The following is a 23,790-nucleotide window of genomic DNA, read 5'->3' as shown; positions in this document are numbered from 1 at the left end:
CGCTGCTCCGCTTCCCTGCCGTGACCCCCGGTCCGCCTTCCGACCGGCCGCCGGCCGATGCCGGTCGCGATGGCAAAGCCTAGCGTGATCGCCAAACAGGACAAATCCAATCGGGCTCACGCCCGACGGAAATGATCCCATCCCCCGCCCTCCATCACGTTCCCGTCCACGGTGACGGCGGGACCCGTGTCCTCCCCCGAGGGATCGCCGGTCGCCACGACGGTTCCCACCGGATGCCAGTTCTCCGGAAGGTCGACCTCGGCGGGGAAGACAGCGGCCAACGAGTGGTCCTCCCCACCCATGAGCATCAGTCCACGGGCGGCCTCTTCGATCTTCCCCTTCGCGACACCGAGTACTCCCATGGCTTCGAGGAGCGCCGGATCAGGGCGCAGTGCCTTCGAGTCCAGATCGATACGCACCCCGCTGCGCGCGGCGATGTGCCCGAGGTCCTGTAGGAACCCATCGCTGACGTCGAGCATGGCGGTGGCGCCGAGTCGGGCCGCCTCCGATCCCGCCGAGTAGGGAGGGCTCGGCCTGCGGTGTTCGTCCAGGCAGGCCGCGGGGCCGTCGATCCCCCGTTCCAGCAGGGCCAGCCCCGCTGCGGACAGTCCCAGGTTCCCCGCGTAGGCGACCACGTCTCCTGGCCGGGCGCCGTCGCGTCGCACCGGCGCCCTCCCCTCCAGGTCCCCCAAGGCGGTGACCGCGATGGTCAGCACCTCCGAGCCCACCATGTCGCCGCCGACCACGGCTCCCCCGGCGAGCGCGCACTCGTCGCGCACGCCCGCGGTGAACTCCTCGGCCCACACGATCGGCAGGTCGGGCGGTGCGGCGAACCCGATGAGCATGCCGGTGGGACGCGCGCCCATGGCGACCACGTCCGCGTAGTTCTGCGCCACGGCGCGATGCCCGACGTCACGGGCGCTGGACCATTCTCGTTTGAAATGGCGGCCCTCGACCAGCAGATCCGTGGTCGCGACCGTACGCCCGTCGGGCGCGGCAACGATCGCGGCGTCATCGCCGGGTCCGAGGATTACATCGTCCGTCCCGGGGAATTGGCTCGTCACACGTGTGATCAGAGCGAACTCACCCAGGCCCCCAATGGTGCTCAACACGAAGATCAGGGTACGGTGACGCTCCGGTTCAGGGGCCCGGACCCGGTGGGCGGGCCTCGACGTCGGTCACCCGTTCGTCATCGGCTGCGCCCCGGTTCGGGCGATTTCCCTCTTGCAGCACACCAGCACGGTACGAAGGAGTAGACACATGGTGCAGGCGTACATCCTGGTTCAGACCGAGGTCGGGCAGGCCGCCGAGGTCGCGGAGCGCATCCGGGCGATCGACGGGGTCGAGAAGGCGAACGACGTCACGGGTCCCTACGATGTGATCGTTCAGGCCGAGGCCGGCGACATCGACGCCCTGGGCACCCTCGTGGTCGCCCGCATTCAACGACTCGATGGCATCGCCCGTACCCTGACGTGTCCCATCGTCAACATCTGAGTGTCGACCGCGTCGACGGATCGAGGTTACTCGTGCTGAAACGGTCCTTGGGGGCGGCCGGTGCCGTCGTCCTGCTGACTGCCGGCTGTGGACAGACCGTGCAGATGCAGCCCTTCGAAGCACAGGTGAACACCGAAGAACCCTGCGCCGCCCTCGTCGCGGACCTTCCGGACACCCTCCTCGACGCCGACCGCGCCACGGTCCGCCCCGAGTCGGACGTGATGGCCGCCTGGGGTGACCCGCCCATCGGTCTTCGCTGCGGTGTTCCCCGCCCCTCCAGCCTCGGAATGGACTCCACCCTGACCGTGGTCGGTGACGAGGACGCGGGTGAGGAGACCGTGTCCTGGCTGCCGCTGACGGGGAACGCCTCGGTCGTGTACGTCTCGGTCCATCGAGAGGCCTACGTGGAGTTGAGCGTCCCGAGCGCCCACGGCAACCCCGCCGCCGCGCTGTCCCAGGTGAGCGAGCTGATCAAGCAACACTTGGAGGAGCGCTCCGACAGCGGCGTGTGATCCTCGACGCCTCGGGGCGCGGACGGCGGTGGATCGCCGTCCGCGCCCCGTTCGTGTGCCACCTCGCCGAGGTCCGGGGTGAGGTCCGTGACTACTCGGACTCCTCTTCGGAGCCTTCGTCGCCGGTGTTGTCCTCGTTGTCGGGGTCCGCCCCCTCCTCGTCGCTGTCGGCGCCCTCGATGGCCTCGGCCTGCTCGCCCTGCGCGGCGATCTGCTCCTCGACCTCGGCGGCGCTCTCGGCGATACCGCCCGAGCAGGCGGCGCCCGGCTCGGGAACGTCCGTGCCGCGCTCGTACAGCTGCACGTAGCGACTCAGGTTCTCGTCGTCGACGGAGTCCACGGCGATCTGGCGTTCCCAACTGGAGGCCACGATCGGGGCTTCCATCTCACCCTCGTAGGGGGTGACCAGGACGTAGTCGCCCGGGTTGTAGAAGCTCTCCAGAGCGTCCACCTCCTCCTGGGCCAGCTCCGGGTCGTAGTTGATCCACACGGCGCCGTGCTCCAGGGCGTGGACACCGAACTCCGGGGTGATCGGGTCGGGGTAGACCCCACAGTTCTGCCACTGCGGCCAGTGCTGACCGCCGACCGGCGGGGACTGCTCGTAGTCCACCCGCTCACCGACGGACACGTGGCTGTAGTCGTCGATCGTGTACTCCGCGACGCCCTCGATATTGTGGCTGCGCAGCTCCATGAAGATGGCCGTGCCCAGTAGACCCAGGACCGCGGCTCCGGCCACGGAGACACCCGTGATCTTGAGGGCCTTGGCGCGCCGCTCCTTCTTGCGCTGCTCCTCACGCAACGCGGCCGCTCTGGCGCGGCGCTCCTCCGCCTTCGACTTCTTGGCCACTGGGACTCCTGGGGATGCGAGTGGTCGGACAGAACTTTCCTATCCTCTACTTTGTCAGCAGAGTTGGGCGATTTGACCAAGGTGATTTGAATGGGGCGATTGTCCGGACCCGCCTCCGGCGACGGCGGCGACACCGAGACGGACGGGCACGAGGACGACGGCCCCTTGCCCGAGGGGTTCTCCCGCGCGTCCGGACGCACCGGGTCCACGTCTTCGAAACAACGGTCCGTTCCGCTGTGGACGTCCGTGATCTTGGTCGCGTTGGCGCTGGTCGCGGGCTTCTTCCTGGGGCGTCCCTCCTACCCGTTGGACACCGGGGCCGACGCCGGGTTCCTGCGCGACATGAGTTCGCACCACGCTCAGGCCGTGGACATGTCGATGCTCGTCCTCGACGAGACCGAGGACGTGGAGCTGCACACCGTGGCCATGGACATGGCCCGGACCCAGCAGGCGCAGATCGGCATCATGCAGGGCTGGTTGTCTGCGTGGGGGTTGACCGCGCGCGCGTCCGAGCCGCCGATGACCTGGATGGAGGGCCACGACCACGGCGGAGGCGAGGGCGAGGTGCCCGAGGCCATGCCGGGGTTGGCCACCGACGAGCAGATGGTGGAGCTGGAGGAGGCCGAGGGCGAAGAGGCCGAGGTCATGTTCTTGAACCTGATGATCGCCCATCACCTGGGCGGCATCGAGATGGCCGAGGCCGAGGTGGAGCTGGGCGGCGAGGACCTCGTCGTCCAGCTCGCACAGGGCATGGTCGACGCCCAGACGGTCGAGGTGGAGAACATGGAGAGAATGCTGGAGCGGTACGAGTGACACCTCCTCGGTGAGCGTGGTCGAGCACACCGGAGGCCACAGGGCCCCGTTTCCCGCCCCGTCCCCTCACACCATCGATGAACCGTCCGAACACCCTCGAAACCGAAGACCATGACCCGGCGGAGCGCCCTCGACCCGAGGGCGCTCCGCCGTTTCTCGGGTGCTCCGACCGAGGTGATCACCGTCACGAGCCACGTTTCACAGGGGGCCTCCGTCATTACGACAGCGAGTAGCACTACAGTTTGTAGTACTACCGGCGGTCGGTATATGTGAGAGGCGTACATGGAAGCTCTAGACCTGGCGCGATGGCAGTTCGGGGTCACCACGATCTACCACTTCCTGTTCGTGCCCCTGACCATCGGGCTGTCGTTCATCGTGGCCGTACTCCAGACGTTCTGGTACAAGACCGGACGTCACGAGTACCTCCAGGCGACGCAGTTCTTCGGCAAGTTGTTCCTGATCAACTTCGCCATGGGTGTGGTCACCGGGATCGTGCAGGAGTTCCAGTTCGGCATGAACTGGAGCGAGTACTCCCGCTTCGTCGGCGACGTCTTCGGCGCTCCCCTGGCGATGGAGGCGCTCCTGGCCTTCTTCCTGGAGTCCACCTTCATCGGACTGTGGATCTTCGGCTGGCACCGGCTCCCGCGCGGGATCCACCTGGCCTGCATCTGGTTGGTCGCCATCGGGACCAACCTGTCGGCCTACTTCATCCTGGCCGCCAACGCCTGGATGCGCCGTCCCGTCGGCTTCGAGGTGAACCCCGAGAACGGCCGCGCCGAACTCAACGACATCTGGGCCGTGATCAGCAACGACCAGGCCTGGTCCACCTACCTGCACACCGTCTCGGCGGCCTTCATCACCGCCGGACTGTTCGTGGTGGCGGTCAGCGCCTTCAAGCTCTGGCGCAACATCAAGCACGATGACACCGGCGAAGTCGGTGTCACACCGCCCAAGCGGGACCTCGCGCTGTTCCGGTCCACCCTGAAGGTCGGTCTGGTCTTCACCCTCCTCGCCGGAGCGCTCACCATCTTCTCCGGCGACCACCAGGCCAAGCTCGCCGCCGAGTACGAACCCATGAAGATCGCCGCCGCGGAGGCCCTTTGGGACACCGAGGAAGGTGCCGCGTTCTCCACCTTCGCGGTCGGCGACACCGAGGCCCGCTACAACCCGATCGACGTCACCGTCCCCAACGTCCTCAGCTTCCTGGCCACCGGGCACTTCGACGGCGAGGTCCACGGCATGAACGACCTCCAGGAGGCCTACGAGGAGTTCTACGGGCCGGGTGACTACATCCCCAACGTGTTCGTCGTCTACTGGTCCTTCCGCCTCATGATCGGCCTGGGCCTGTTCGGTGTGGCGGTGGCGGCCCTGGGGCTGTGGCTCACCCGTGGACGGGAACGTGTGCCCCGGACCAAGTGGTTCTACCTCGCCGGCGTCATCGCGCTGCCCGCCGCCCTGCTCGCCAACATCTTCGGCTGGGTGCTCACCGAGATGGGCCGCCAGCCCTGGACCGTGCACGGCGAACTCCTGACCGCGAACAGTGTCTCGCCGGGGGTGAGCCTGGGAACCGTCGCGATGAGCCTGGGCATCTTCACCGCCGTCTACGGATTCCTCTTCGTGGTGGAGGTCGGACTGCTCTGGAAGTACGTCAAGAAGGGCCCCTCCCACCTCGTTCCCGACCTGGAGAACGACGAGGACGAGTCCCAGATCCCGCACTTCAGCTACTAGGAGCAGCAAGACCATGGAACTGGCCGTCATCTGGTTCATCGCCATCGCCATCCTGTGGATCGGCTACTTCGTCCTGGAGGGGTTCGACTTCGGGGTGGGCGCCCTGCTGCCCTTCATGGGCGAGCGCAACTCCGTCGACCGCCGGGTCGCCATCAACTCGATCGGCCCGGTCTGGGACGGCAACGAGGTGTGGGTGATCACCGCGGGCGGCGCCATGTTCGCCGCGTTCCCCGCCTGGTACGCGTCCCTGTTCAGCGGGTTCTACGTGCCGCTGTTCCTCATCCTCATCGCGCTGATCCTGCGCGGTGTGGCCTTCGAGTACCGGGGCAAGCGCGATGACCCGCGCTGGCAGGACTGGTGGGACCGGGCGATCTTCTTCGGCAGCGTCGTCCCCGCGTTCCTGTGGGGCGTGGCCTTCGCCAACATCGTGCGCGGTGTGGCCATGGACGCCGACCAGATCGTCACCGCGTCCCTGCTCGACCTGCTCAACCCGTACGCCCTGTTGGGCGGGTTGACGACCCTGTCGCTGTTCATCCTGCACGGTGCCGTCTTCCTGACCCTCAAGACCGACGGTCCGGTCCGGATCCGCGCCCGACGGGCCGCGATGTACTCCGCCTGCGTCGCCCTTCCCGTCGGGGCGGGCTTCCTGCTGTGGACGCAGTTCTCGTACGGGAAGCCGTGGACCCTGCCGCTGGTCCTGATCTCCGCGGTGGCCCTGGTGATCGGTGTCGCGGCGGCCTACCGCCGCATGGAGGGGTGGTCCTTCGTGGCCACCGCCGTCACCATCCTGACCGCGGTGACGGCACTGTTCGGGTCGCTGTTCCCGAACGTGCTGCCCTCCACCACCGACCCGGCGTTCAGCCTGACCGTCACCAACGCCTCCTCCGCCGACTACACGCTGACCGTCATGTCGTGGGTGGCGTTGATCGCCCTACCGGTGGTCATCGGCTACCAGTCCTGGAGCTACTGGGTTTTCCGCAAGCGGGTCACCGGCGAGCAGATCACCCCGGCGTCGGTCGGCGGAGGTGGATTCGAGAAGGTCACCTAGTCGCGGCCCATCGACCACCCGACCATCCGACCGAAACCCACCGACGCCCGTACCCCCCGCCCCCGTATCGCCCCGGGGGCGGGGGGTACGGCGTCGCTCGGCCTCCGCCCGGCGATACTGGGTCCACACCGTGCCCGTCCCGCCTCGCCACCCACGGTCCCGCCCACCCGGGACCGCCACGACGATCACACGAGGTCCTCCGCGCATGAAACCGCTCGATCCGCGCCTGGTCCGCACCGCGAGCGCGGTCCGCGTCCACCTGGCCGTCACCGTCGTCAGCGGCGTGTTGATCACCGGCCTGATCCTCGTCCAGGCCTGGCTGCTGTCCCGAGTCATCACCGGGGCCTGGGCCGGAGACGGCATGGACGTCCTCGGCCCCCTGATCGCCCTGGTCGCCGCCGTCGCCCTGACCCGCGCCCTGTTGTCCTACCTCGCCGAGACCTCCGCGCTGCACAGCGCCGCCCGCACCAAGTCACAACTGCGGCGCAGACTCATCGCGCACGTGACCGGATCCGGCAAGGTGTGGCTGGCCGAAGGCGGCGACGGGCAGGACGGATCGCCCAAGGCCGGTGAACTCGTCACCCTCGCCACCCGCGGCCTGGACGCGCTCGACGAGTACTTCGCGCGCTACCTGCCCCAGTTGGTGCTGTCGGCGATCGTGCCGCTCGCCGTGCTCTCCGTGGTGTTCTGGGCCGACTGGATCTCCGGGATCGTCATCCTGGTGACATTGCCGCTCATCCCCATCTTCATGGCGTTGATCGGCATGCACACCCAACAGCGCACCGACCGACAGTGGAGGCTGCTGAGCCGGTTGGGCGGCCACTTCCTCGACGTCGTGGAGGGCCTGCCGACCCTGGCGATCTTCCGTCGCGCCAAGGCCCAGGCCGCCATCATCCGCGAGGTCGGTGAGGACCACCGCAAGGCCACCATGGGCACGCTGCGGATCGCGTTCCTGTCCGCGTTCGCCCTCGAACTGCTCGCCACCCTCGCCGTGGCCCTGGTCGCCGTCGAGGTCGGGCTGCGGTTGTTGGGCGGCCACATGGACTACCAGACGGCCCTTCTCGTGCTGATCCTGGCACCCGAGGCGTACCTGCCGCTGCGCGAGGTGGGTGCCCGCTTCCACGCGAGCATGGAGGGGGTCGCCGCGGCCGACCAGGTGTTCACCGAACTCGACCGCCGCCGCGACGACGGAGCCGAGCGCCCCTCGCCCGCACCGACCGGGCGTCCCTCCCCCACCACCGACGGCGACCTGCGACTGAGCGGGGTCGGGTTGCGCTACCCCGGTCGGGACACACCCGCCCTGTCAGACCTGGACCTGACCCTCGAAGCCGGTGAACACCTGCTGCTCACCGGCCCCAGCGGTTCGGGCAAGACCACCCTGCTGTCCCTGCTGCTGCGCCTACGCGAACCCACCGAGGGCCGGATCGAGGTTCGTGCCCCCGACGGTGATTGGACGCCGCTGTGGGACGTGCCCGTCGAGGACTGGCGCGCCGGCATCGCCTGGGTGCCCCAGCACCCCTACCTGTTCGACGTGTCGGTGGCCGACAACATCCGGCTCGGCGCCCCCGACGCCGACCTCGACCGGGTCCGGGAGGCCGCGCGGCTGGCCGAGGCCGACGGGTTCGTCCAGGCCCTGCCCGACGGCTACGAAACCCGGCTCGGCGAACGCGGCGCCCGCCTGTCCGCGGGACAGCGCCAACGCATCGCCCTGGCCCGCGCCCTGTGCCGTGACGCCCCGTTGGTCCTGCTGGACGAGCCCACCGCCCACCTGGACCCGGAGAACGCCACGGCCGTGCGTACCGCCGTGGCCCGCCTCCTGGAGGGACGCACCGCCGTGATCGTCGCGCACGACACCGGTTGGGCCGAGTCCGTCTCCGGCGACCGCCTGCGCACCGCCCACCTGCCGCTGCTCACCGAGAGGGTGTCCCGATGAGTGCCCCCGTCACCGGCCGTGACGTCGGCTCCGAGGCCGAGCGCGAGCGTCGCAAGGACCCGCTGCGCCGAATGATCGCGCTGGCCCGCCCGCGCAGCGCCCGCTTCGCCCTCGGTGTGCTGCTGGGCGGTGCCGCCACCGGTTCGGGTGTCGCGCTGCTGGGCGTGGCCGCGTGGATGCTGGCCACCGCCGCGAACCACCCCTCCATCACCGCGTTGAGCGTGGCCGTGGTCGCCACCCGCGCCTTGGGCGTGAGCAAGGGCGTGACCCGCTACCTGGAGCGTCTGGTCACCCATGACGCCGCGTTCCGCGTCCTGGCCCGGGTGCGGGTGCGGGTGTACGAACGACTGGCCCGAACCGAGCCGTTCGGCCGGTTCCGCTCCGGCGACCTGGTGTCCCGCCTGGTCAACGACACCGAGGCGACCCTCGACCTGTTGGTGCGCGGGCTCACCCCGCCGCTGGTGTCGGTCGTGACCGGTGGTGCCACGGTGCTGGTCCTGACCGCGGTGTACGCGCCGGGCGGTCTGCTGCTCGCGGCGGGTCTGTCGCTCGCCGGGCTCGCCGTCCCACTGATGGCCGCCGCGCTGAACCGCAAGCCCGGGCTACGCGAGGCCGAGGCGCGTGGAACCCTGTCCACCGCCCTGGTCGACACCCTCCAAGGCGCCCCGGACCTGGTGGCCTACGGAGCGATGGACCGCCACGTGGCCCGGGTGAACGAAGCCGACGCCGAACTCACCCGGGTGGCCCGCCGCGACGCCGCCACCCTGGGGTTGAGCGAGGGCGTCAACGCCCTGATCACCGGACTGACGGTGTGGGGCGCCCTCTTCCTGGGGGTGCTGGCCGTGGAGGAGGGCACCATCGGCCCCACCGCCCTGGCCGTGCTGGTGCTGACCACTCTCGCCGCCTTCGAGATCGTCGCGCCGTTGCCCGCCGTGGCCTCCCGCCTGGGGGCGATCCGGGCGAGCGGTGTCCGCCTGTTCGGTGTGCTGGACACCCCCGCCGCCATCGCGCCGCCCACCCAGGAGGGGCTGGAGATCGACCCGGACGCCGACGCCCCCGTCCACATCCGCGACCTGCGGGTTCGGTACGGTCCCGAGGAACCGTGGGCCTTGGACGGGGTGGACCTGGAGATCCCCGCCGGGGCGACCGTGGCCGTGATCGGGCCGAGCGGCGCGGGCAAGAGCACGCTGGCGTCGGTACTGCTGCGGTTGCGCGACCCCGACGAGGGCCGAGTGGAGATCGGTGGCACCGACATCACCGCCTACCCCGCCGACGAGGTGCGCCGTGTGGTCTCCGGGGTGCCGGAGGACCCGCACGTGTTCGGGTCGACCCTGCGGGAGAACCTACGTCTGGCCAAGCCCGGCGCCGAGGACGACGAACTCTGGGCCGCGCTGCGCGGCGCACGCCTGGCCCACGACGTCGAGGCGATGCCCCAGGGGTTGGACACCCAGGTGGGATCGCACGGTCTGGGACTGAGCGGCGGAATGGTGCAGCGGCTGGCCCTGGCGCGCGCGGTGTTGGCCGCGCCCCGGGTCCTGGTGCTGGACGAACCCACCGCGCACCTGGACCCCGACACCCGTGACGCCGTGGTGGCGGACCTGCTCGCCGCGGCCGAGGGGTTCTCCACCCTGCTCATCACCCACGACCTCACCGGGCTGGACCGGGTGGATCGGATCTACGTGGTCCGCGACGGCCGTGTGCTGCAGTCGGGCACCCACACCCGGCTGCTGGAGGAGGACGGATGGTACAGGCGGGTGCACGAGCGCTAGTGTTCGCCTGTGAATCCCATAAGTGAGGCCCTCTCCGGGGTCGGCACCCTGTTCCGCGGTCTGGCCATCGTCGTGCGCAGACCCCGCCTGTTCCTCCTCGGCGCCCTACCGGCGCTGATCACGTCGCTGCTGTTCCTGGCGGCGTTGGTCACCCTGATCCTCAACATGGAGGATCTGGTCGCCTGGGCCACCCCCTTCGCCGCCGGCTGGGACTCCCCCTGGCGGGGGCTGGTGCGCGGCTCCCTGGCGCTGGGGCTGCTGGTCGGTTCGATCCTGGTGATGGTGGTGGCCTTCACCACGGTGACCCTGACCCTGGGCGCCCCGATCTACGACAAGATCGCCGAGATGGTCGAGGAGGAGATGGGCGGGGCACCCGAGGCCTTCGAAGAACCCCTGATCGCCTCGATCATCCGCGCCACCCGCCAGGCGGTGGTCCTGGTACTGGTCTCCCTGGTCGTGACGCTCTGCGCGTTCCTGCTCGGGCTGATCCCCGTGGTGGGTTGGGTCCTGGGGCCGGCGCTGACCGCCGTGATGGGCGGCTGGCTGCTCTGTATCGAGCTCGTCGCCAGCGCCTTCGACCGCCGAGGGCTGCTGCGGCTCCGGGACCGCAGGCAACACATGGGCCGGCGCCGCTGGCGGGTTCTGGGCTTCTCGCTCCCCACGTACTTCCTGCTGGCGGTGCCGTTCGTGGCGGTGGTGGTGTTCCCGGCCGCGACCGCCGGCGGAACCATCCTCGCCCGCGAACTCCTTCCCGAACAGCCCGAGTCCCCGCAGACGCCGGTTCCGCAGGTCCCCCCGACGACCACCGCCTGAAACACGCCACGAAAGGGGGCGGGCGACCACGTGGTCGCCCGCCCCTTCGACACACCCTTGTTCTCGCTCAGGTATCGGAGAGCAGCAGATCAGCCGCGTCCAGTTTCAGGTCGAACGGCTTCGGGAAGCGAACCGATCCGTTCTTTTGAGTTCGAGTCACTTCCTGGTGCTCCGATCCCTCCGGTTCTTGGAACAGAGCGACCTCCTCCCGTACCGGATCGATCACCAGGTACAAGGGGACCCCGGCCTGCGCATACCCCTTCGCCTTGTCGATCCAGTCAGCGTGCCTACTGCTCGGAGAGACGACCTCCACGACCAGCTCGACCTCCTCGGCAGGACGTGTCCATTCCGGACCATCCCACCCCTCCCCCCTCGCCAGAGGGATCGGCATGACGACCAGGTCGGGAACATATCGGTCACCCGTCTTGGCGATCTCCAGAGTGATCATCTGCATCGCCCGTAGACCCTGGTCCTTGAGACCGACTTCTAGTAGCGACTCGTGTACCTCGGTGAGAATGTCGGCATGTCTGACCGTGGGCGTAGGCGACACGATGATGCTCCCGTTGATGATCTCCGTGCGGTAACCATCCGGGAGTTCGATGCTTTCGGCCAGTGCGTGGAGGTCCATCTCAGACTTCTCCGTCCGCTCCTGCACAGCACACGTCATGGGCGGCTCCCTGCGGTATCCAGAACGTTTCCGAGCGTAGCGAGAGCACTCTGCCAGCGTACGCGCTTTCTCGAAGGATCCCCAGGAATTCGACGTGCGGGCGGCGCGAAGTGGAAGAAGTTCGAGGCTCCCCCGAATTCGAGGGGACCACACGCCACAGGCCCGGCGCCACTGTGGACGGCCGGGCCTGTGGACAACGTCTGGAAGGGCTCTATCGCAGACCGGGGTCGCGGCGCAGGGCGGTGGTGATCATGCGCTCCACCAGGGTCGCGTAGTCCACGCCGGTGGCCTCCCACATCTTCGGGAAGGCCGACGCCAGGGTGAAGCCGGGCATGGTGTTGAGCTCGTTGACGAGGACTTCGCCGTCCTCGGTGTAGAAGAAGTCCACCCGGGCCAGACCCTCGCAGCCCATGGCCTCGAACACGTCGACGGCCATCTGGCGCAGACGTGCCGTGGCCTCCTCCGGGATCCGGGCCGGGATGGTCAGGCTGGAGGTGGACAGGTACTTGGCCTCGAAGTCGTAGAAGTCGAAGCCGTCGGCCACGTGCACCTCGGCGGGGAACGACACGTCGGCGATGCCGCCGTCCTCGGACTCCAGCACCCCGCACTCGATCTCCCGGCCGATGACCTGGGCCTCGACGAGCACCTTGGGATCGTGCTCACGGGCGGCCTCGACGGCGGCCACGACCGCGTCGGTGTCGGAGGAGTCCCGCACCCGGCTGATCCCGACGCTGCTGCCGGCACGGGCCGGCTTGACGAACACCGTCGTGCCCAACTCGGCGACGTCGTCCAGGACCTTCTTGCGCTCGTTGCGCCAGGTGCGTTCGGTGATGGCGACGAACGGGCTGGTGGGGATGCCGTTGCCGACCAGCAACGCCTTCATGAACACCTTGTCCATGGCGGCGGCGCTGGAGAACACCCCGGCGCCCGCGTAGCGCACGCCCATCATCTCGAACAGGCCTTGGATGGTGCCGTCCTCGCCGAAAGGACCGTGCAGCAGCGGCAGCACGACGTCGACCTCGGCCAGGCGCTGCGTGCCCTGGTCCGGGGAGACGGTCATGAGCCGGCCCGGGCCGTCGAACGGCAGCGCCAGTTCGGTGCCCTCCTCGGAGACCGACGGCAGCGTCTTGGTCACCGCGTCGATGCGCAGGGCCTCGGGGTCGCCCGAGGTCAGGACCCAGTTGCCGGACGGGGTGATCCCGACCGGGACGATCTCGTAGCGATCGGGATCGATGACGGACATGACGCTGCCCGCGGTGACGCAGGAGATCTCGTGCTCGGAACTACGACCGCCGAAGACGACGGCGACCCGAATCTTGCGCTGCTCGGACGACATGCTGACAGACCTTATCTCGCCTAACGATGGAACCGGAACGAGTGGAATTCGTCCCGTGTGTCACTTTCCCCCGTCGAGCGCCGTCAAGGCGTCGTCGATGAGGTCCTGGGGGTCCTCCAGGCCGATGGAGAACCGTACCGCGCCCGGTGAGACGCCCGCCGCCGCCAGTTCGGCCGCGCTCATCAACCGGTGCGAGGTCGAGCCCACATGCCCGACCAGGGTGTGGGTGCCGCCCAGGGACGCGGCGATCGTGGCCAGCCGCAGGCGGTCGACGAAGGCCATGCCGTCGTCGCGTCCGCCCTTGAGGTGCACGGTGACCACGGCGCCGTAACGGCCCGCGTCGAACAGCTTGTCCGCGAGGTCGTGCTGGGGGTGCGCGGCCAGTGACGGGTGGTCGACCCGCTCCACGGCCGGGTGGTCCTCCAGCGCGGCGGCGAACGCCGCGGCGGTCTCGCACTGGCGCTGTACGCGCAGCGGCAGGGTCTCCAGACCGCGGTGCAGCAGGTACGCCTCGTCCGGGGCCAGGCACGGGCCCAGGTCGACGCGGGCCGCGCGGATCCGCTCGATCAGCGAGGGCGAGGCCACGGCCACACCACCGGTGGTGTCGCTGTGTCCGCCCAGGTACTTGGTGGCCGAGTGCACCACCACGTCCGCGCCGAACTCCAGGGGACGGCAGATCGCCGGGGAAGCGAACGTGGAGTCCACCACCAGCGCGGCGCCCGCCGAACGGCAGATCCGCCCCAGTTCCGGCAGGTCGGAGACGGTCATGGTGGGGTTGGACAGCGTCTCGGTGAACACCATCCGCGTGTCCGGGGTGATCGCCGCCCGCACCGAGTCCAGGTCGGTGATGTCCACGAAGTCGGTGCGCACGCCGAACCGACGCATCATCCGGTCCAGCAGCGAGTAGGTGTTGCCGTAGATCGAGCGGGACGCCACCACGTGCGCCCCCGCCTCGGTCAGGGCCAGGAACACGGTGCTGATCGCCGCCATGCCGGAGGCGAACGCCTGGCCGCGCACCCGGTCGGGGAGCCCCACGCCCTCCAGCGCGGCCACGGCCTCGGCGAAGGCGTCCGCGGTGGGGCTGTCGATGCGCGCGTAGGAGTAGCCGTCGGTCCTGCCGTCCAGCACGTCGGCGAACCCCTGCGAGGTGTCGAACGCGTACGTGGTGGCGCGGTGGACCGGCATCCGCATCGGTCGTTGGTCGGGGGCGGAGGACTCCGGAAGGGAGACCGCCCTGGTGTGCTCGCCCGCGTTCCCGGATCCGGGTGTGTGTGACATCGTGCTCGCTCTCAGACCCCGTACCGCTCCGGCTTGCTGCTACGGGACATGAATTCCGCGAGCGCCCGGGCCGGGCTCAGGTCGTGGTGCATCATCTTGACGACGGCCTCGGTGATCGGCATGTCGACCCCGTTGGCCCACCCGAGTTCGAGGATCGACTCGGAGGACTTGACCCCTTCGGCCGTCTGGCTGGTCTCTTGGACGACCTGTTCCAGGGTCTTACCGGCGCCCAGTTTCTCACCGAAGGTCCGGTTCCGCGACAGCGGGGAGGAGCATGTCGCGACGAGGTCGCCCATTCCGGCCAGGCCGGACAGGGTGTGCTCGTCGGCGCCGAGCGTCACCGCCAGGCGGGTGGTCTCGGCCAGACCACGGGTGATGAGCGAGGCCTTGGTGTTGTCACCGAAGCCCATGCCCTCGGCCACGCCCACGGCCAGCCCGATGACGTTCTTCATCGCGCCGCCGATCTCCACGCCCACCAGGTCGGTGCTGGTGTAGGGGCGGAAGTAGGCCGACTTGAACAGCGACTGCAACCGCACGGCCGTGGGCTCGTGCGGGCAGGCCACCACGGCGGTGGCCGGCTGGCGTTCGGCGATCTCCCTGGCCAGGTTGGGGCCCGAGACCACGGCGATCTGTTCCTCGGGCAGCTCCAGGACCTCGCCGATGACCTGGCTCATCCGTAGGAGGTTGCCCAGCTCGACGCCCTTCATGAGGCTGACGGCCACGGCGTTCCGGGGGAAGACGTCCTTCAGGTCGGCGAGGTTGGCCCGCAGCGACTGGGAGGGTACCGCCAGTACCACGACCGAGGCGCCTTCCAGCGCCTCGTCGACGTCGGTGGTGGCCCGCAGCTCCGCGTTGAGCATGAGCCCCGGGAGGTAGTCGGGGTTCTCCGAGGCCTCGTTGATCGCGTCCACGATCGTGGCCCGGCGCGCCCACAGGACGACCTCGGCGGCCTCCTGCCCCGACTTGCGGGCGAGGTCGGCGGCGTCGGCGACGACGTTGGCGAACGTGGTCCCCCACGAGCCACCGCCCAGAATCGCGACCTTCACCTTGTCATCGCTCATGTACTCGGTCATGCCCCCGTGTTGTTCTTCCCGTTGTCGCCGTCGGCGGTCTCGGCCTGCCCGGCCCCGTTCGCCGCGGCCTCGGCGCCCTGTCCCCCTTGCTCCACCGCGCGTTCGGTGCGCTTGGCCTCGGCCTGCTCCCGGCGGGCCTTGGCGAAGTCGAAGGGCACCGCGGGCGGCTCCTCCCCGCGGATCTCGGCCTGCAGGGCGGTGATGTCGGCCATGATCGCCTTGGTGGCCCCCTCCAGGACGGTGGCCGTGATCGGCTCGTCCCGGTAGGCGGACAGGTCCACCGGCGGTCCGGCCTTGAACTGAATGCGCTTGCGCGGCGGCAGCAGCCGGGGCTTCTTCGCACCGTAGGGCAGGATGTTCTGCTCTCCCCAGTGCGCCACCGGGATGACCGGGACACCCGTGGTCAGCGCCAGGCGCGCCACACCGTTCTTGGCGGTCATCGGCCACAGGTTCGGATCACGGGTGCAGGTGCCCTCGGGGTAGAAGATCACCGAGGAACCGTCCTGGGTGAGCGCCTTCTCGGCCTCGCCCAGCGCCTTGACCGCGTCGGAGCTGCCGCGCTTGATCGGGATCTGGCCCGTGGCCTTGGCGACCGAGCTGACCACCGGGATCTTCATGACCGAGTCCTTCATGGTGAAGGTGGGCCAGCGCCGGGCACCGATGTAGAGGAAGTGGGCGACCGTCAGCGGGTCGGTCACGGACAGGTGGTTGGCCGCGATGATCGCACCGCCCTGCTTGGGGACGTTCTCGGTCCCCCGCCACTCCGGCTTGGTGATCAGCCAGAGGACGAAACGGACGATCCGGGACACGACCCAAACGACCCATCGTGATTCTCGTTGCTTGGTCACGGGACTCCTCACTTCAACACAACCGACTCAGTCTAGGGTGTCCGCGCCGCGCCGATCCCCGAACATCTACCCTCGTCAGTGTCGTCGCCGTATCAAGTTCCGGGGGAACCGTGACCGGCTGTGGAGAACGTGGCGGGTCCGCCCTGCCCGGGGTGCGCTGGTCCCTGATCGTCCCAGTCAAGCACCTCGGTCTGGCCAAGAGTCGACTGGCCCGGGCCGCCGGGGACCTTCGCGAGGAACTGGCGCTCGCGATCGCCTGCGACACGGTGGCCGCCGCGCGCCGGTGCCCTTCGGTGGGGACGCTGTTCGTGGTGACCGACGACGCCCGCGCGGACGCCGCCTTGTCCGCCCTGGGCGCCGTGGTGGTGTCCGGGGAGCCGGGGGGCGGTCTGAACCCGGCCCTGGTGCACGGGGCGCGCACCGCGCGCGCCCTGGGACCCGGGCTGGGGATCTGCGCGTTGTCGGCGGACCTGCCGGCACTGCGGCCGGCGGAGCTGGAGCGTGTCCTCACCGCCGCGTCCGCCCACGAGCGGTCGTTCCTCGCGGACTCGCCGCGGGTGGGAACGACCTTGTTGGCCGCGGCACCGGGTCGGCCGTTCGCCCCCGCCTTCGAGGGGGCCTCCCGGGCCCGCCATCTGGCGGGTGGGGCACACGAGCTCTCACCGCCGAACGTGGAGTCGGTGCGCCGTGACGTGGACACACCCGAGGACCTGGTCTGCGCGACCACCCTGGGCCTGGGTCCGCGCACACGCGCCCTGGTGGGGCGCGTGTCGACCCGGGAGTCACAGAAGAGCCCCTGAGGCACTCTCGGTGCGTCTGAGCGCCGTCCAGAGCATCCGTGGGCCGCGCCCGACCCGAGGACGACCCCGGACCGATGGAGAGCGACCCCGGACAGCACTCCGCCCGGGCCCCCTATGGAGGGAACCCGGGCGGGTACTTCCGGCTCGCCTGAGGCGAGAGGACTACTTCTTGTCGCCGTTGACCAGAGCCTTGAAGTCAGCGCCGGCGCGGAACTTCGGAACGAAGCTCGCGGGGACGTTGATCGTGGCGCCGGTGGCGGGATTGCGAGCGGTACGCGCCGCGCGCTCGGACTTCTCGAATACTCCGAAGCCCGTGATGGCGACCTTGTCGCCCGACGCCACGGTGGCCTGAATGGTTTCAAGCACAGCGTTGACCGCTTCGGTCGCGGTCTTCTTGTCTCCGAGCCGGTCGGAGATCGCGTCGATCAGGTCACGCTTGTTCATAAGGTTCCTCCGGTTCCCCCTTGCTCGCACGAAATTAGGGGAAGCAGCGGCCCTTACACAAATACAAACGCCCGTGGGCAAGGCGTGTCGGGGCCTTTCCGACCTGCAAGGTCACGCTCCGCAACTACCGGGACGGATGTGCCCGGACGGGGAACGCGTCCTTTTTGCCCCCTTCTGTAGGCCTCAAAAGCCTACGTATAACCGGATTCCGGGCCCCCCGACCTCCCGCCTTAAGGACACAAAGTCGGTAAGCGAATGCTCACGTCAAGTAAAGGTAAAATTATTCGGGACCGAGGGTGCGCTGCGTCACAACGACCCTCGATCCCGTGTTCGGAAGGGGCTTCCGGCCCGGACCCCGGCTAGAGCGTGGCCGGCTTCCAGGCCGGTCGGGTGCCCTCGAAGACCGTGATGTCGTCGGTGTGACGGAGCGTCAGGGCGATGTCGTCCAGACCCTCCAGCAACCGCCAGCGGGTGTAGTCGTCCAACTCGAACGGCTCCACCACGTCCGCGGCCGGAACGCGCACCTGACGCTCCACCAGGTCGACGGTCACCTCGATCGTCGGGTCGGCCTCCACGGCCGCCCAGATCCGCTCGATGACCTCCTGGGGCAGCAGCACGGTGAGCAGACCGCCCTTGAGCGAGTTGCCACGGAAGATGTCGGCGAAGCGCGGGGACAGCACGGTCTTGAAGCCGTAGTCCTGCAGGGCCCACACGGCGTGCTCACGGGACGAACCGGTGCCGAAGTCGGGACCGGCCACCAGCACACTCGCGCCCTCGTACTCGGGGCGGTTGAGCACGAAGTCCGGGTCGGACTTGCGCCACTCGGCGAACAGACCGTCCTCGAAGCCGGTGCGGCTGACCCGCTTGAGGTAGACGGCGGGGATGATCTGGTCGGTGTCGACGTTGCTCGCGCGCAGCGGCACGGCCCGACCGGTGTGGACGTCGAACTTCTCCATGGGAGGACTCTCCTTGACGGGTCGGGGCGACTACAGGTCGGCCGGGGAGGACAGGGTTCCGCGGACCGCGGTGGCCGCCGCCACCAGCGGCGAGACCAGGTGGGTGCGCCCGCCCCGGCCCTGGCGGCCCTCGAAGTTGCGGTTGGACGTGGAGGCGCTGCGCTCGCCGGGCTTGAGCTGGTCCGGGTTCATGCCCAGGCACATCGAGCAGCCCGCCTCACGCCACTCGGCGCCGGCCTCCTTGAAGATCTCGCCCAGGCCCTCCTCGTTGGCCTGTTCCTTGACCCGCATGGAGCCGGGCACGACCAGCATGCGCACGCCGTCCGCGACCTTGCGACCGCGGACGACCTCGGCCGCGGCCCGCAGGTCCTCGATGCGACCGTTGGTGCACGAGCCCAGGAAGACCGTGTCGACGGAGACCTCGCGCATGGGCGTGCCGGCCTTCAGGTCCATGTAGGCCAGGGCCTTCTCGGCGGCCGCGCGGGCGGAGGGGTCCTCGAAGGAGGACGGCTCGGGCACACCGGCGTCCAGCGGCACGCCCTGGCCGGGGTTGGTGCCCCAGGTGACGAACGGGCTGAGGTCGTCCGCGTCCAGGACCACCTCGGCGTCGAACTCGGCGCCCTCGTCGGTGCGCAGACTCTTCCAGTGCTCGACGGCGGCGTCGAAGTCGGCGCCCTGCGGGGCGTGCGGCCGACCCTTGACGTAGTCGTAGGTGGTCTGGTCCGGGGCGATCATGCCGGCGCGGGCGCCCGCCTCGATGGACATGTTGCAGACCGTCATGCGCGATTCCATGGACAGGGCCTCGATGGCCTCGCCCCGGTACTCGATGACGTAGCCCTGGCCGCCACCGGTACCGATCTTGGCGATGACCGCGAGGATGATGTCCTTGGACGTCACCCCGGGCCGGAGCCTGCCGTTGACCGTGACGGCCATGGTCTTGAACGGCTGCATCGGCAGGGTCTGGGTGGCCAGGACGTGCTCGACCTGGCTGGTGCCGATACCGAAGGCCAACGCGCCGAACGCGCCGTGGGTGCTGGTGTGGCTGTCGCCGCAGACCACGGTCATGCCGGGCTGGGTGAGGCCGAGCTGGGGGCCGACGACGTGGACGACGCCCTGGTCGATGTCGCCCATGGGGTGCAGGCGCACGCCGAAGTCCGAGCAGTTCTTGCGCAGCGTCTCGACCTGTTTGCGGGAGACCGGGTCCGCGATGGGCGCGAGGAGGTCCATCGTGGGGACGTTGTGGTCCTCGGTGGCGATGGTGAGGTCGGGACGTCGAACGGGGCGACCGGCCAGACGCAGGCCCTCGAAGGCCTGAGGGCTGGTCACCTCGTGGACGAGGTGGAGGTCGATGTAGAGCAGGTCCGGCTCGCCTTCGGCACGTCGAACGACGTGCTCCTCCCAGACCTTCTCGGCCATCGTGCGTGCCATGGGAGATCGCCTCTCTCGTGTCTTCTCGGTCTTGGGTCCCGCCGTGTCTCGCACGTACCCGGAACCCTCGCGCGGATGGTCGGCCCGACTTGCATTCCATATAGCGAGACGGCAATATCAAGCCATGGACAACTCTAGCTCATCCAGCGGTGTCGGTGTCCTGGACAAGACGATGTCCGTCCTCGACGCCCTGGAATCGGGGCCCGCGTCGCTGGCGCAATTGGTCCAGATCACCGGCCTGGCCCGCCCCACCGCCCACCGCCTCGCCGTCGCCCTGGAACGCCACCGCATGGTGACCAGGGACAGCCAGGGTCGATTCGTGCTCGGGCCGCGCCTGGGTGAGTTGTCGATAGCCACCGGAGAGGACCGTCTGCTCGCCGTGGCCGCGCCGGTCCTGGTCCAGCTACGCGACCTCACCGGGGAGAGCGCCCAGCTCTACCGCCGACAGGGCGACCTTCGTGTGTGCGTGGCCGCGTCGGAGCGCAGCAGTGGTCTGCGCGACACCGTGCCCGTGGGCAGCGAACTTCCCATGAACGCGGGTTCGGCCGCCCAGGTGCTGCTCGCCTGGGAGGACTCCGACCGCATCCGCCGGTCCCTGGTGGGCGCGCGCTTCACCGCCGCGAGCCTGGCGCAGGTACGGCGTCGCCGTTGGGCCCAGAGCGTCGCCGAACGCGAGCAGGGCGTGGCCTCGGTGTCGGCCCCCGTCGCCGGCCCCGGTGGACGGGTGATCGCCGCGGTCTCGGTGTCCGGCCCGATAGAGCGCCTGACCCGCTCGCCCGGACGCATGCACTCCCAGGCCGTGGTGTCGGCCGCGGAGAAGATCAGCGAGTCCCTGCACACCTACGAGGGAGGTCACTGACCACCCGTCCCGTCGATCCGATCCCCCGAGGGCGGCACCCGAACCGGGAGTCGCCCTCGACACGTCCTGACCGCACCGGAAGGCGTCGACCCCGAATGACCCCCGGAAACGACGAAAGGCCCCACCCGAATGGGTGAGACCTTCAGTTCTTGTACCCCCGAGCGGATTCGAACCGCCGTTACCGCCTTGAGAGGGCGGCGTCCTAGGCCACTAGACGACGGGGGCCGGACGTGATCCGCGTAGATCATCGAAACCATGATAACCACACGAACCGGACACCGATGGCGAGCATCGGCTCAGAAAGAAGGCTTCCACACCGTGGAAGCCACTTCCTGTTGGTACCCCCGAGCGGATTCGAACCGCCGTTACCGCCTTGAGAGGGCGGCGTCCTAGGCCACTAGACGACGGGGGCATACTTCTCGGATCCGAGGATCCGCACGTCCGATGCCGAGACATCGAACTCGCTGGCCTACCAGGACTCGAACCTAGACTAACTGAACCAGAATCAGTCGTGCTGCCGATTACACCATAGGCCAATGTTTTGAGGGGATCCGGTCGCTTTCGCGTCCCTGTCCCCCTCGGCGACGTAGATAACTCTAGCGGACATTCAGAGTGCTCGCGAACCGAATACGGGTGGTGGGGCACACAGCCCCACCACCCCGTGGCATCAGCCCTCCCGGGCGTCCTTCTCCTCGGCACGCAGCTTCTCCAGCGCGGCCTCCAGACGTGCCTGGACGCGCTCGCGTCCCAGCAGTTCCAGGGACTCGAACAGCGGCAGTCCCACGGTCCGACCGGTGACGGCCACGCGTACCGGGGCCTGGGCCTTGCCCAGCTTCAGCCCGAGCGAGGCACCGGTCTCCTCGGTGGCGATCTTGAGGTCGTCGGCGGTCCAGGACAGCTCGGGGTCGGAGAAGCGCGCCAGGGCGGCCTCCACCATCTCCTTGCCCACGCCCGGCTTCATCGCCTTCTTCCAGCTCTTGTCGTCCTCCACCGGCTCCTTCAGGAACAGGAAGTCCACGTTGGGGACGATCTCGCCGAGCAGCGCGACCCGGCTCTGCGCCAGCGGGGCGACGGCGGCGAAGACGTCGGCGTCGTAGTCCTCGGCGTTCCAGGGGGTGTCCTGCCCGGTGAGCCACGGCTGACAGCGCGCGATGAAGTCCTCGACCGACAGCGCGCGAATGTACTCGCCGTTGAAGGCGCGCAGTTTCTTCTCGTCGAAGAACGCGCTGGAGCTGTTGACGTCCTGGATCTCGAAGAGCGGCATCATCTCCGACCACGGCATGATCTCGCGGTCCTCACCCGGCGCCCAGCCCAGCAGCATCAGGTAGTTGATCATCGCCTCGGCCAGGTAGCCCTCCTCCTGGTAGGACTCCAGGGCGACCTTGTCACGGCGCTTGGACAGCTTCTTGCGCTGCTCGTTGACGATGACCGGCAGGTGCGCCCACACCGGCGGGGTCAGGCCCAACGCCTCCCACAGCAGCTGCTGCTTGGGGGTGTTGGACAAGTGCTCCTCGCCGCGGATGACGTGCGTGATGCGCATCTCGACGTCGTCCAGGACGTTGGCCAGCACGAACAGCGGGGAGCCGTCGGCCCGGGCGATCACGAAGTCCTCGATGGCGGCGTGGTCGAACTCCACGTCGCCGCGGATCTGGTCGCGCACGATGGTGGGGCCACCGGCCGGCACCTGGAAACGCAGCGCCCGACCCGGCCCGGCCTCCAGGCCGCGGTCGCGGCAGAAGCCGTCGTAGCCCAGGTTCGGGTTGTCGCGGCGCTCCTGCACCTGCTCACGGGTGCAGTCGCAGTAGTAGGCGAGGCCGGAGCGGTACAGCTCCTGCGCGGTCTCGCGGTGCTTGTCGACGTAGGCCGACTGGAAGTAGGGGCCCTCGAAGTGGGGGTCGCTCTCGTCGATGCCGATCCACGACATCGCACGGATGATGCCCTCGGTCCACTCGGGCCGGTTGCGTGCGGCGTCGGTGTCCTCGATGCGCAGCACCATGCGGCCCTCGGGCCGCTGCTGGGCCAGAGCCCAGTTGAAGAGCGCGGATCGAGCGCCACCGACGTGGAACATGCCCGTCGGGGACGGGGCGAAGCGGGTACGAATCGGAGTCTCAGTCACGGGCCCCAGGGTATCGGTGGCGCACTCGCCCCATCGCGGAACGCGGATGCTCCCCGGCGGACGGACACCGCGGGACCGCCTCGGCGGCGCGGATCCGCTCAGGGCGTTTCGGTCCGCTCCCCGGGCGCGATGGGCAGTGGTCTCGGGTAGCCCGTCCCCAGGCCGAACTTCTCCGACAGGGCGTCGGCGAACCCGGCCGCGATCTTGATCTCACCGCCGTCGTTGGGGTGGGTGCCGTCGTAGGTGTCGGCCTTCACGTCCCAGGACTCGGCCTTGGCCAGGTCGAAGCCCACCACCGGCGAACGTTCGCTCGACAGTTCCAGGGTCAGCTTGCGGACCAGTTTGTTGTACACGTACAGGCGCAGCGCGAAGCCCTGGTCCTGGTCGGCCATGGTGATGGGCAGGGCCTCGGCGAACAGGATGTGGATGTCCGGGTTCGCCTCGCGTGCGTCCCGGACGTAGGCGCGGATGTTCTCCTCCATCGCCTCGGCGGTGATCGGGTGCAACAGGTCGTTGAGGCCGATCAGCACGCACAGTACGTCGGGTCGGTGCTCGGCCACGTCGGCGCCGATGGTGGTGGCGGCGTCGGCCAGGGTGCGACCCCAGCGGGCGTTGTGGTCCTGGTCGAAGTCCGGGTCACGGTAGTCGACGCCCTCGGTGTCTCCGCCGACCGGCTCTGTGGGCTCGGCCCCCATCATCTCCGGCGGGATGATCTGTTCGGGGGTCGCGGGCGCGTTGTAGGGGCCGACGAAGTCCAGCCCGTCCACGTGCGGTTCCAGGTGGTTCCACAGGTGATAGCGCCAGGTCCGGTCCCCGTCGGCGCCGTGGGTCATGGAGTCCCCGGCGAGCATGAGCCGCACCAGGGCGTGGCCTTCGCCGTCGGCGTCCCGTTCGGGTTCGCCCATGCTCCTGCCGAGGACCCACAGCCCCGAACCCACCAGGGCCAGGACGAGGGTGATGGCACCGGTGAGGGCGAGGGGCGGGACGCGGTGTTTTCGGGGGGCCAAGGTCGGACCTTCCGCTCGGTC

22 protein-coding genes and 3 tRNA genes are annotated in these 23,790 nt (G+C 69.1%); 10 read left to right on the top strand and 15 right to left on the bottom strand.

Features of this window, described 5'->3' with window-relative positions; all coding sequences use genetic code 11:
- Positions 1 to 116: 116 nt before the first annotated feature.
- Positions 117 to 1,112 (bottom strand): thiamine-phosphate kinase, encoded by a 996-nt coding sequence (locus ACWGKS_RS03115; RefSeq protein WP_452455782.1) that lies wholly within the window; start codon positions 1,110 to 1,112, stop codon positions 117 to 119.
- A gap of 148 nt (positions 1,113 to 1,260) precedes the next feature.
- Between ACWGKS_RS03115 and ACWGKS_RS03110 the strand changes: the two genes are divergently transcribed.
- Together ACWGKS_RS03110 and ACWGKS_RS03105 are read left to right on the top strand one after the other, a co-directional pair.
- Positions 1,261 to 1,494, top strand: a complete 234-nt coding sequence (locus tag ACWGKS_RS03110) for an Lrp/AsnC family transcriptional regulator (RefSeq protein WP_358512820.1) — start codon at positions 1,261 to 1,263, stop codon at positions 1,492 to 1,494.
- Positions 1,495 to 1,526: 32 nt separating this feature from the next.
- Entirely contained in the window at positions 1,527 to 2,006 is a 480-nt protein-coding gene (locus tag ACWGKS_RS03105) for a DUF3515 domain-containing protein (protein WP_358512818.1), read from the top strand.
- Positions 2,007 to 2,097: 91 nt separating this feature from the next.
- Here ACWGKS_RS03105 and ACWGKS_RS03100 read toward each other — a convergent pair whose 3' ends face one another.
- A complete protein-coding gene (locus ACWGKS_RS03100) occupies positions 2,098 to 2,853 on the bottom strand; it encodes a DUF3105 domain-containing protein (protein ID WP_358512816.1) in 756 nt (251 codons plus the stop codon).
- 90 nt (positions 2,854 to 2,943) lie between these two features.
- On the opposite strand from ACWGKS_RS03100, the gene ACWGKS_RS03095 reads away from it, so the two are divergent.
- From ACWGKS_RS03095 to ACWGKS_RS03070, 6 genes are all read left to right on the top strand, one after another.
- Positions 2,944 to 3,666 carry a DUF305 domain-containing protein gene (locus ACWGKS_RS03095; RefSeq protein ID WP_358512814.1) on the top strand — a complete coding sequence of 241 codons (723 nt, stop codon included), beginning with the start codon at positions 2,944 to 2,946 and terminating at the stop codon, positions 3,664 to 3,666.
- Positions 3,667 to 3,948: 282 nt separating this feature from the next.
- Positions 3,949 to 5,394: a cytochrome ubiquinol oxidase subunit I gene (locus ACWGKS_RS03090; protein ID WP_358512812.1), complete on the top strand. Its 1,446-nt coding sequence runs from the start codon at positions 3,949 to 3,951 to the stop codon at positions 5,392 to 5,394.
- 13 nt (positions 5,395 to 5,407) lie between these two features.
- Positions 5,408 to 6,442: a cytochrome d ubiquinol oxidase subunit II gene (gene cydB, locus ACWGKS_RS03085; protein ID WP_358512810.1), complete on the top strand. Its 1,035-nt coding sequence runs from the start codon at positions 5,408 to 5,410 to the stop codon at positions 6,440 to 6,442.
- 205 nt (positions 6,443 to 6,647) lie between these two features.
- Positions 6,648 to 8,375 (top strand): thiol reductant ABC exporter subunit CydD, encoded by a 1,728-nt coding sequence (gene cydD, locus ACWGKS_RS03080; protein ID WP_358512808.1) that lies wholly within the window; start codon positions 6,648 to 6,650, stop codon positions 8,373 to 8,375.
- Positions 8,372 to 10,144: a thiol reductant ABC exporter subunit CydC gene (cydC, locus tag ACWGKS_RS03075; RefSeq protein ID WP_358512806.1), complete on the top strand. Its 1,773-nt coding sequence runs from the start codon at positions 8,372 to 8,374 to the stop codon at positions 10,142 to 10,144. Before cydD ends, cydC begins: the two co-directional genes overlap by 4 nt.
- 9 nt (positions 10,145 to 10,153) lie before the next feature.
- Positions 10,154 to 10,957: an EI24 domain-containing protein gene (locus tag ACWGKS_RS03070; RefSeq protein WP_358512804.1), complete on the top strand. Its 804-nt coding sequence runs from the start codon at positions 10,154 to 10,156 to the stop codon at positions 10,955 to 10,957.
- A 67-nt stretch (positions 10,958 to 11,024) separates the two neighbouring features.
- On the opposite strand, the gene ACWGKS_RS03065 is transcribed toward ACWGKS_RS03070, so the two are convergent.
- From ACWGKS_RS03065 to ACWGKS_RS03045, 5 genes are all read right to left on the bottom strand, one after another.
- On the bottom strand, positions 11,025 to 11,585 hold the full coding sequence (locus ACWGKS_RS03065; protein WP_358512802.1) for a Uma2 family endonuclease: 561 nt from the start codon (positions 11,583 to 11,585) through the stop codon (positions 11,025 to 11,027).
- Positions 11,586 to 11,835: 250 nt separating this feature from the next.
- On the bottom strand, positions 11,836 to 12,960 hold the full coding sequence (locus ACWGKS_RS03060) for a D-alanine--D-alanine ligase family protein (protein ID WP_358512800.1): 1,125 nt from the start codon (positions 12,958 to 12,960) through the stop codon (positions 11,836 to 11,838).
- Between the two features lie 60 nt (positions 12,961 to 13,020).
- The gene (locus tag ACWGKS_RS03055) at positions 13,021 to 14,238 is read right to left on the bottom strand and encodes a trans-sulfuration enzyme family protein (RefSeq protein ID WP_358512798.1); all 1,218 of its coding nucleotides are present in this window, start codon (positions 14,236 to 14,238) and stop codon (positions 13,021 to 13,023) included.
- An 11-nt stretch (positions 14,239 to 14,249) separates the two neighbouring features.
- On the bottom strand, positions 14,250 to 15,311 hold the full coding sequence (locus ACWGKS_RS03050; RefSeq protein ID WP_358512796.1) for an NAD(P)H-dependent glycerol-3-phosphate dehydrogenase: 1,062 nt from the start codon (positions 15,309 to 15,311) through the stop codon (positions 14,250 to 14,252).
- Positions 15,308 to 16,159: a lysophospholipid acyltransferase family protein gene (locus tag ACWGKS_RS03045; protein ID WP_358512794.1), complete on the bottom strand. Its 852-nt coding sequence runs from the start codon at positions 16,157 to 16,159 to the stop codon at positions 15,308 to 15,310. Before ACWGKS_RS03045 ends, ACWGKS_RS03050 begins: the two co-directional genes overlap by 4 nt.
- 152 nt (positions 16,160 to 16,311) lie before the next feature.
- Here ACWGKS_RS03045 and cofC point away from each other — a divergent pair, with 152 nt between their 5' ends.
- The gene (gene cofC / locus ACWGKS_RS03040) at positions 16,312 to 16,959 is read left to right on the top strand and encodes a 2-phospho-L-lactate guanylyltransferase (RefSeq protein ID WP_358512848.1); all 648 of its coding nucleotides are present in this window, start codon (positions 16,312 to 16,314) and stop codon (positions 16,957 to 16,959) included.
- A gap of 162 nt (positions 16,960 to 17,121) precedes the next feature.
- On the opposite strand, the gene ACWGKS_RS03035 is transcribed toward cofC, so the two are convergent.
- From ACWGKS_RS03035 to leuC, 3 genes are all read right to left on the bottom strand, one after another.
- A complete protein-coding gene (locus ACWGKS_RS03035) occupies positions 17,122 to 17,403 on the bottom strand; it encodes an HU family DNA-binding protein (protein ID WP_014910144.1) in 282 nt (93 codons plus the stop codon).
- Positions 17,404 to 17,762: 359 nt separating this feature from the next.
- Entirely contained in the window at positions 17,763 to 18,359 is a 597-nt protein-coding gene (gene leuD / locus ACWGKS_RS03030; RefSeq protein WP_358512792.1) for a 3-isopropylmalate dehydratase small subunit, read from the bottom strand.
- 30 nt (positions 18,360 to 18,389) lie between these two features.
- Positions 18,390 to 19,787 (bottom strand): 3-isopropylmalate dehydratase large subunit, encoded by a 1,398-nt coding sequence (gene leuC / locus ACWGKS_RS03025; RefSeq protein ID WP_358512790.1) that lies wholly within the window; start codon positions 19,785 to 19,787, stop codon positions 18,390 to 18,392.
- Between the two features lie 172 nt (positions 19,788 to 19,959).
- Here leuC and ACWGKS_RS03020 point away from each other — a divergent pair, with 172 nt between their 5' ends.
- A complete protein-coding gene (locus ACWGKS_RS03020) occupies positions 19,960 to 20,646 on the top strand; it encodes an IclR family transcriptional regulator (RefSeq protein ID WP_067602634.1) in 687 nt (228 codons plus the stop codon).
- A gap of 152 nt (positions 20,647 to 20,798) precedes the next feature.
- Here the strand turns inward: ACWGKS_RS03020 and ACWGKS_RS03015 are convergent.
- The 5 genes from ACWGKS_RS03015 to ACWGKS_RS02995 all read right to left on the bottom strand — a co-directional run bounded on the left by ACWGKS_RS03015 (position 20,799) and on the right by ACWGKS_RS02995 (position 23,769).
- Positions 20,799 to 20,871, bottom strand: a tRNA-Glu gene (locus ACWGKS_RS03015).
- 111 nt (positions 20,872 to 20,982) lie between these two features.
- A tRNA-Glu gene (locus tag ACWGKS_RS03010) sits at positions 20,983 to 21,058 on the bottom strand.
- A gap of 52 nt (positions 21,059 to 21,110) precedes the next feature.
- Positions 21,111 to 21,182 (bottom strand) — tRNA-Gln (locus tag ACWGKS_RS03005).
- Positions 21,183 to 21,313: 131 nt separating this feature from the next.
- On the bottom strand, positions 21,314 to 22,762 hold the full coding sequence (gltX, locus tag ACWGKS_RS03000) for a glutamate--tRNA ligase (protein WP_358512788.1): 1,449 nt from the start codon (positions 22,760 to 22,762) through the stop codon (positions 21,314 to 21,316).
- A gap of 98 nt (positions 22,763 to 22,860) precedes the next feature.
- Positions 22,861 to 23,769 (bottom strand): GDSL-type esterase/lipase family protein, encoded by a 909-nt coding sequence (locus ACWGKS_RS02995; RefSeq protein ID WP_358512786.1) that lies wholly within the window; start codon positions 23,767 to 23,769, stop codon positions 22,861 to 22,863.
- Positions 23,770 to 23,790: the final 21 nt, after the last annotated feature.

It is taken from the genome of Nocardiopsis sp. NPDC055879, assembly GCF_053615935.1.
This window is presented reverse-complemented; position numbering and strand designations above follow the sequence as displayed.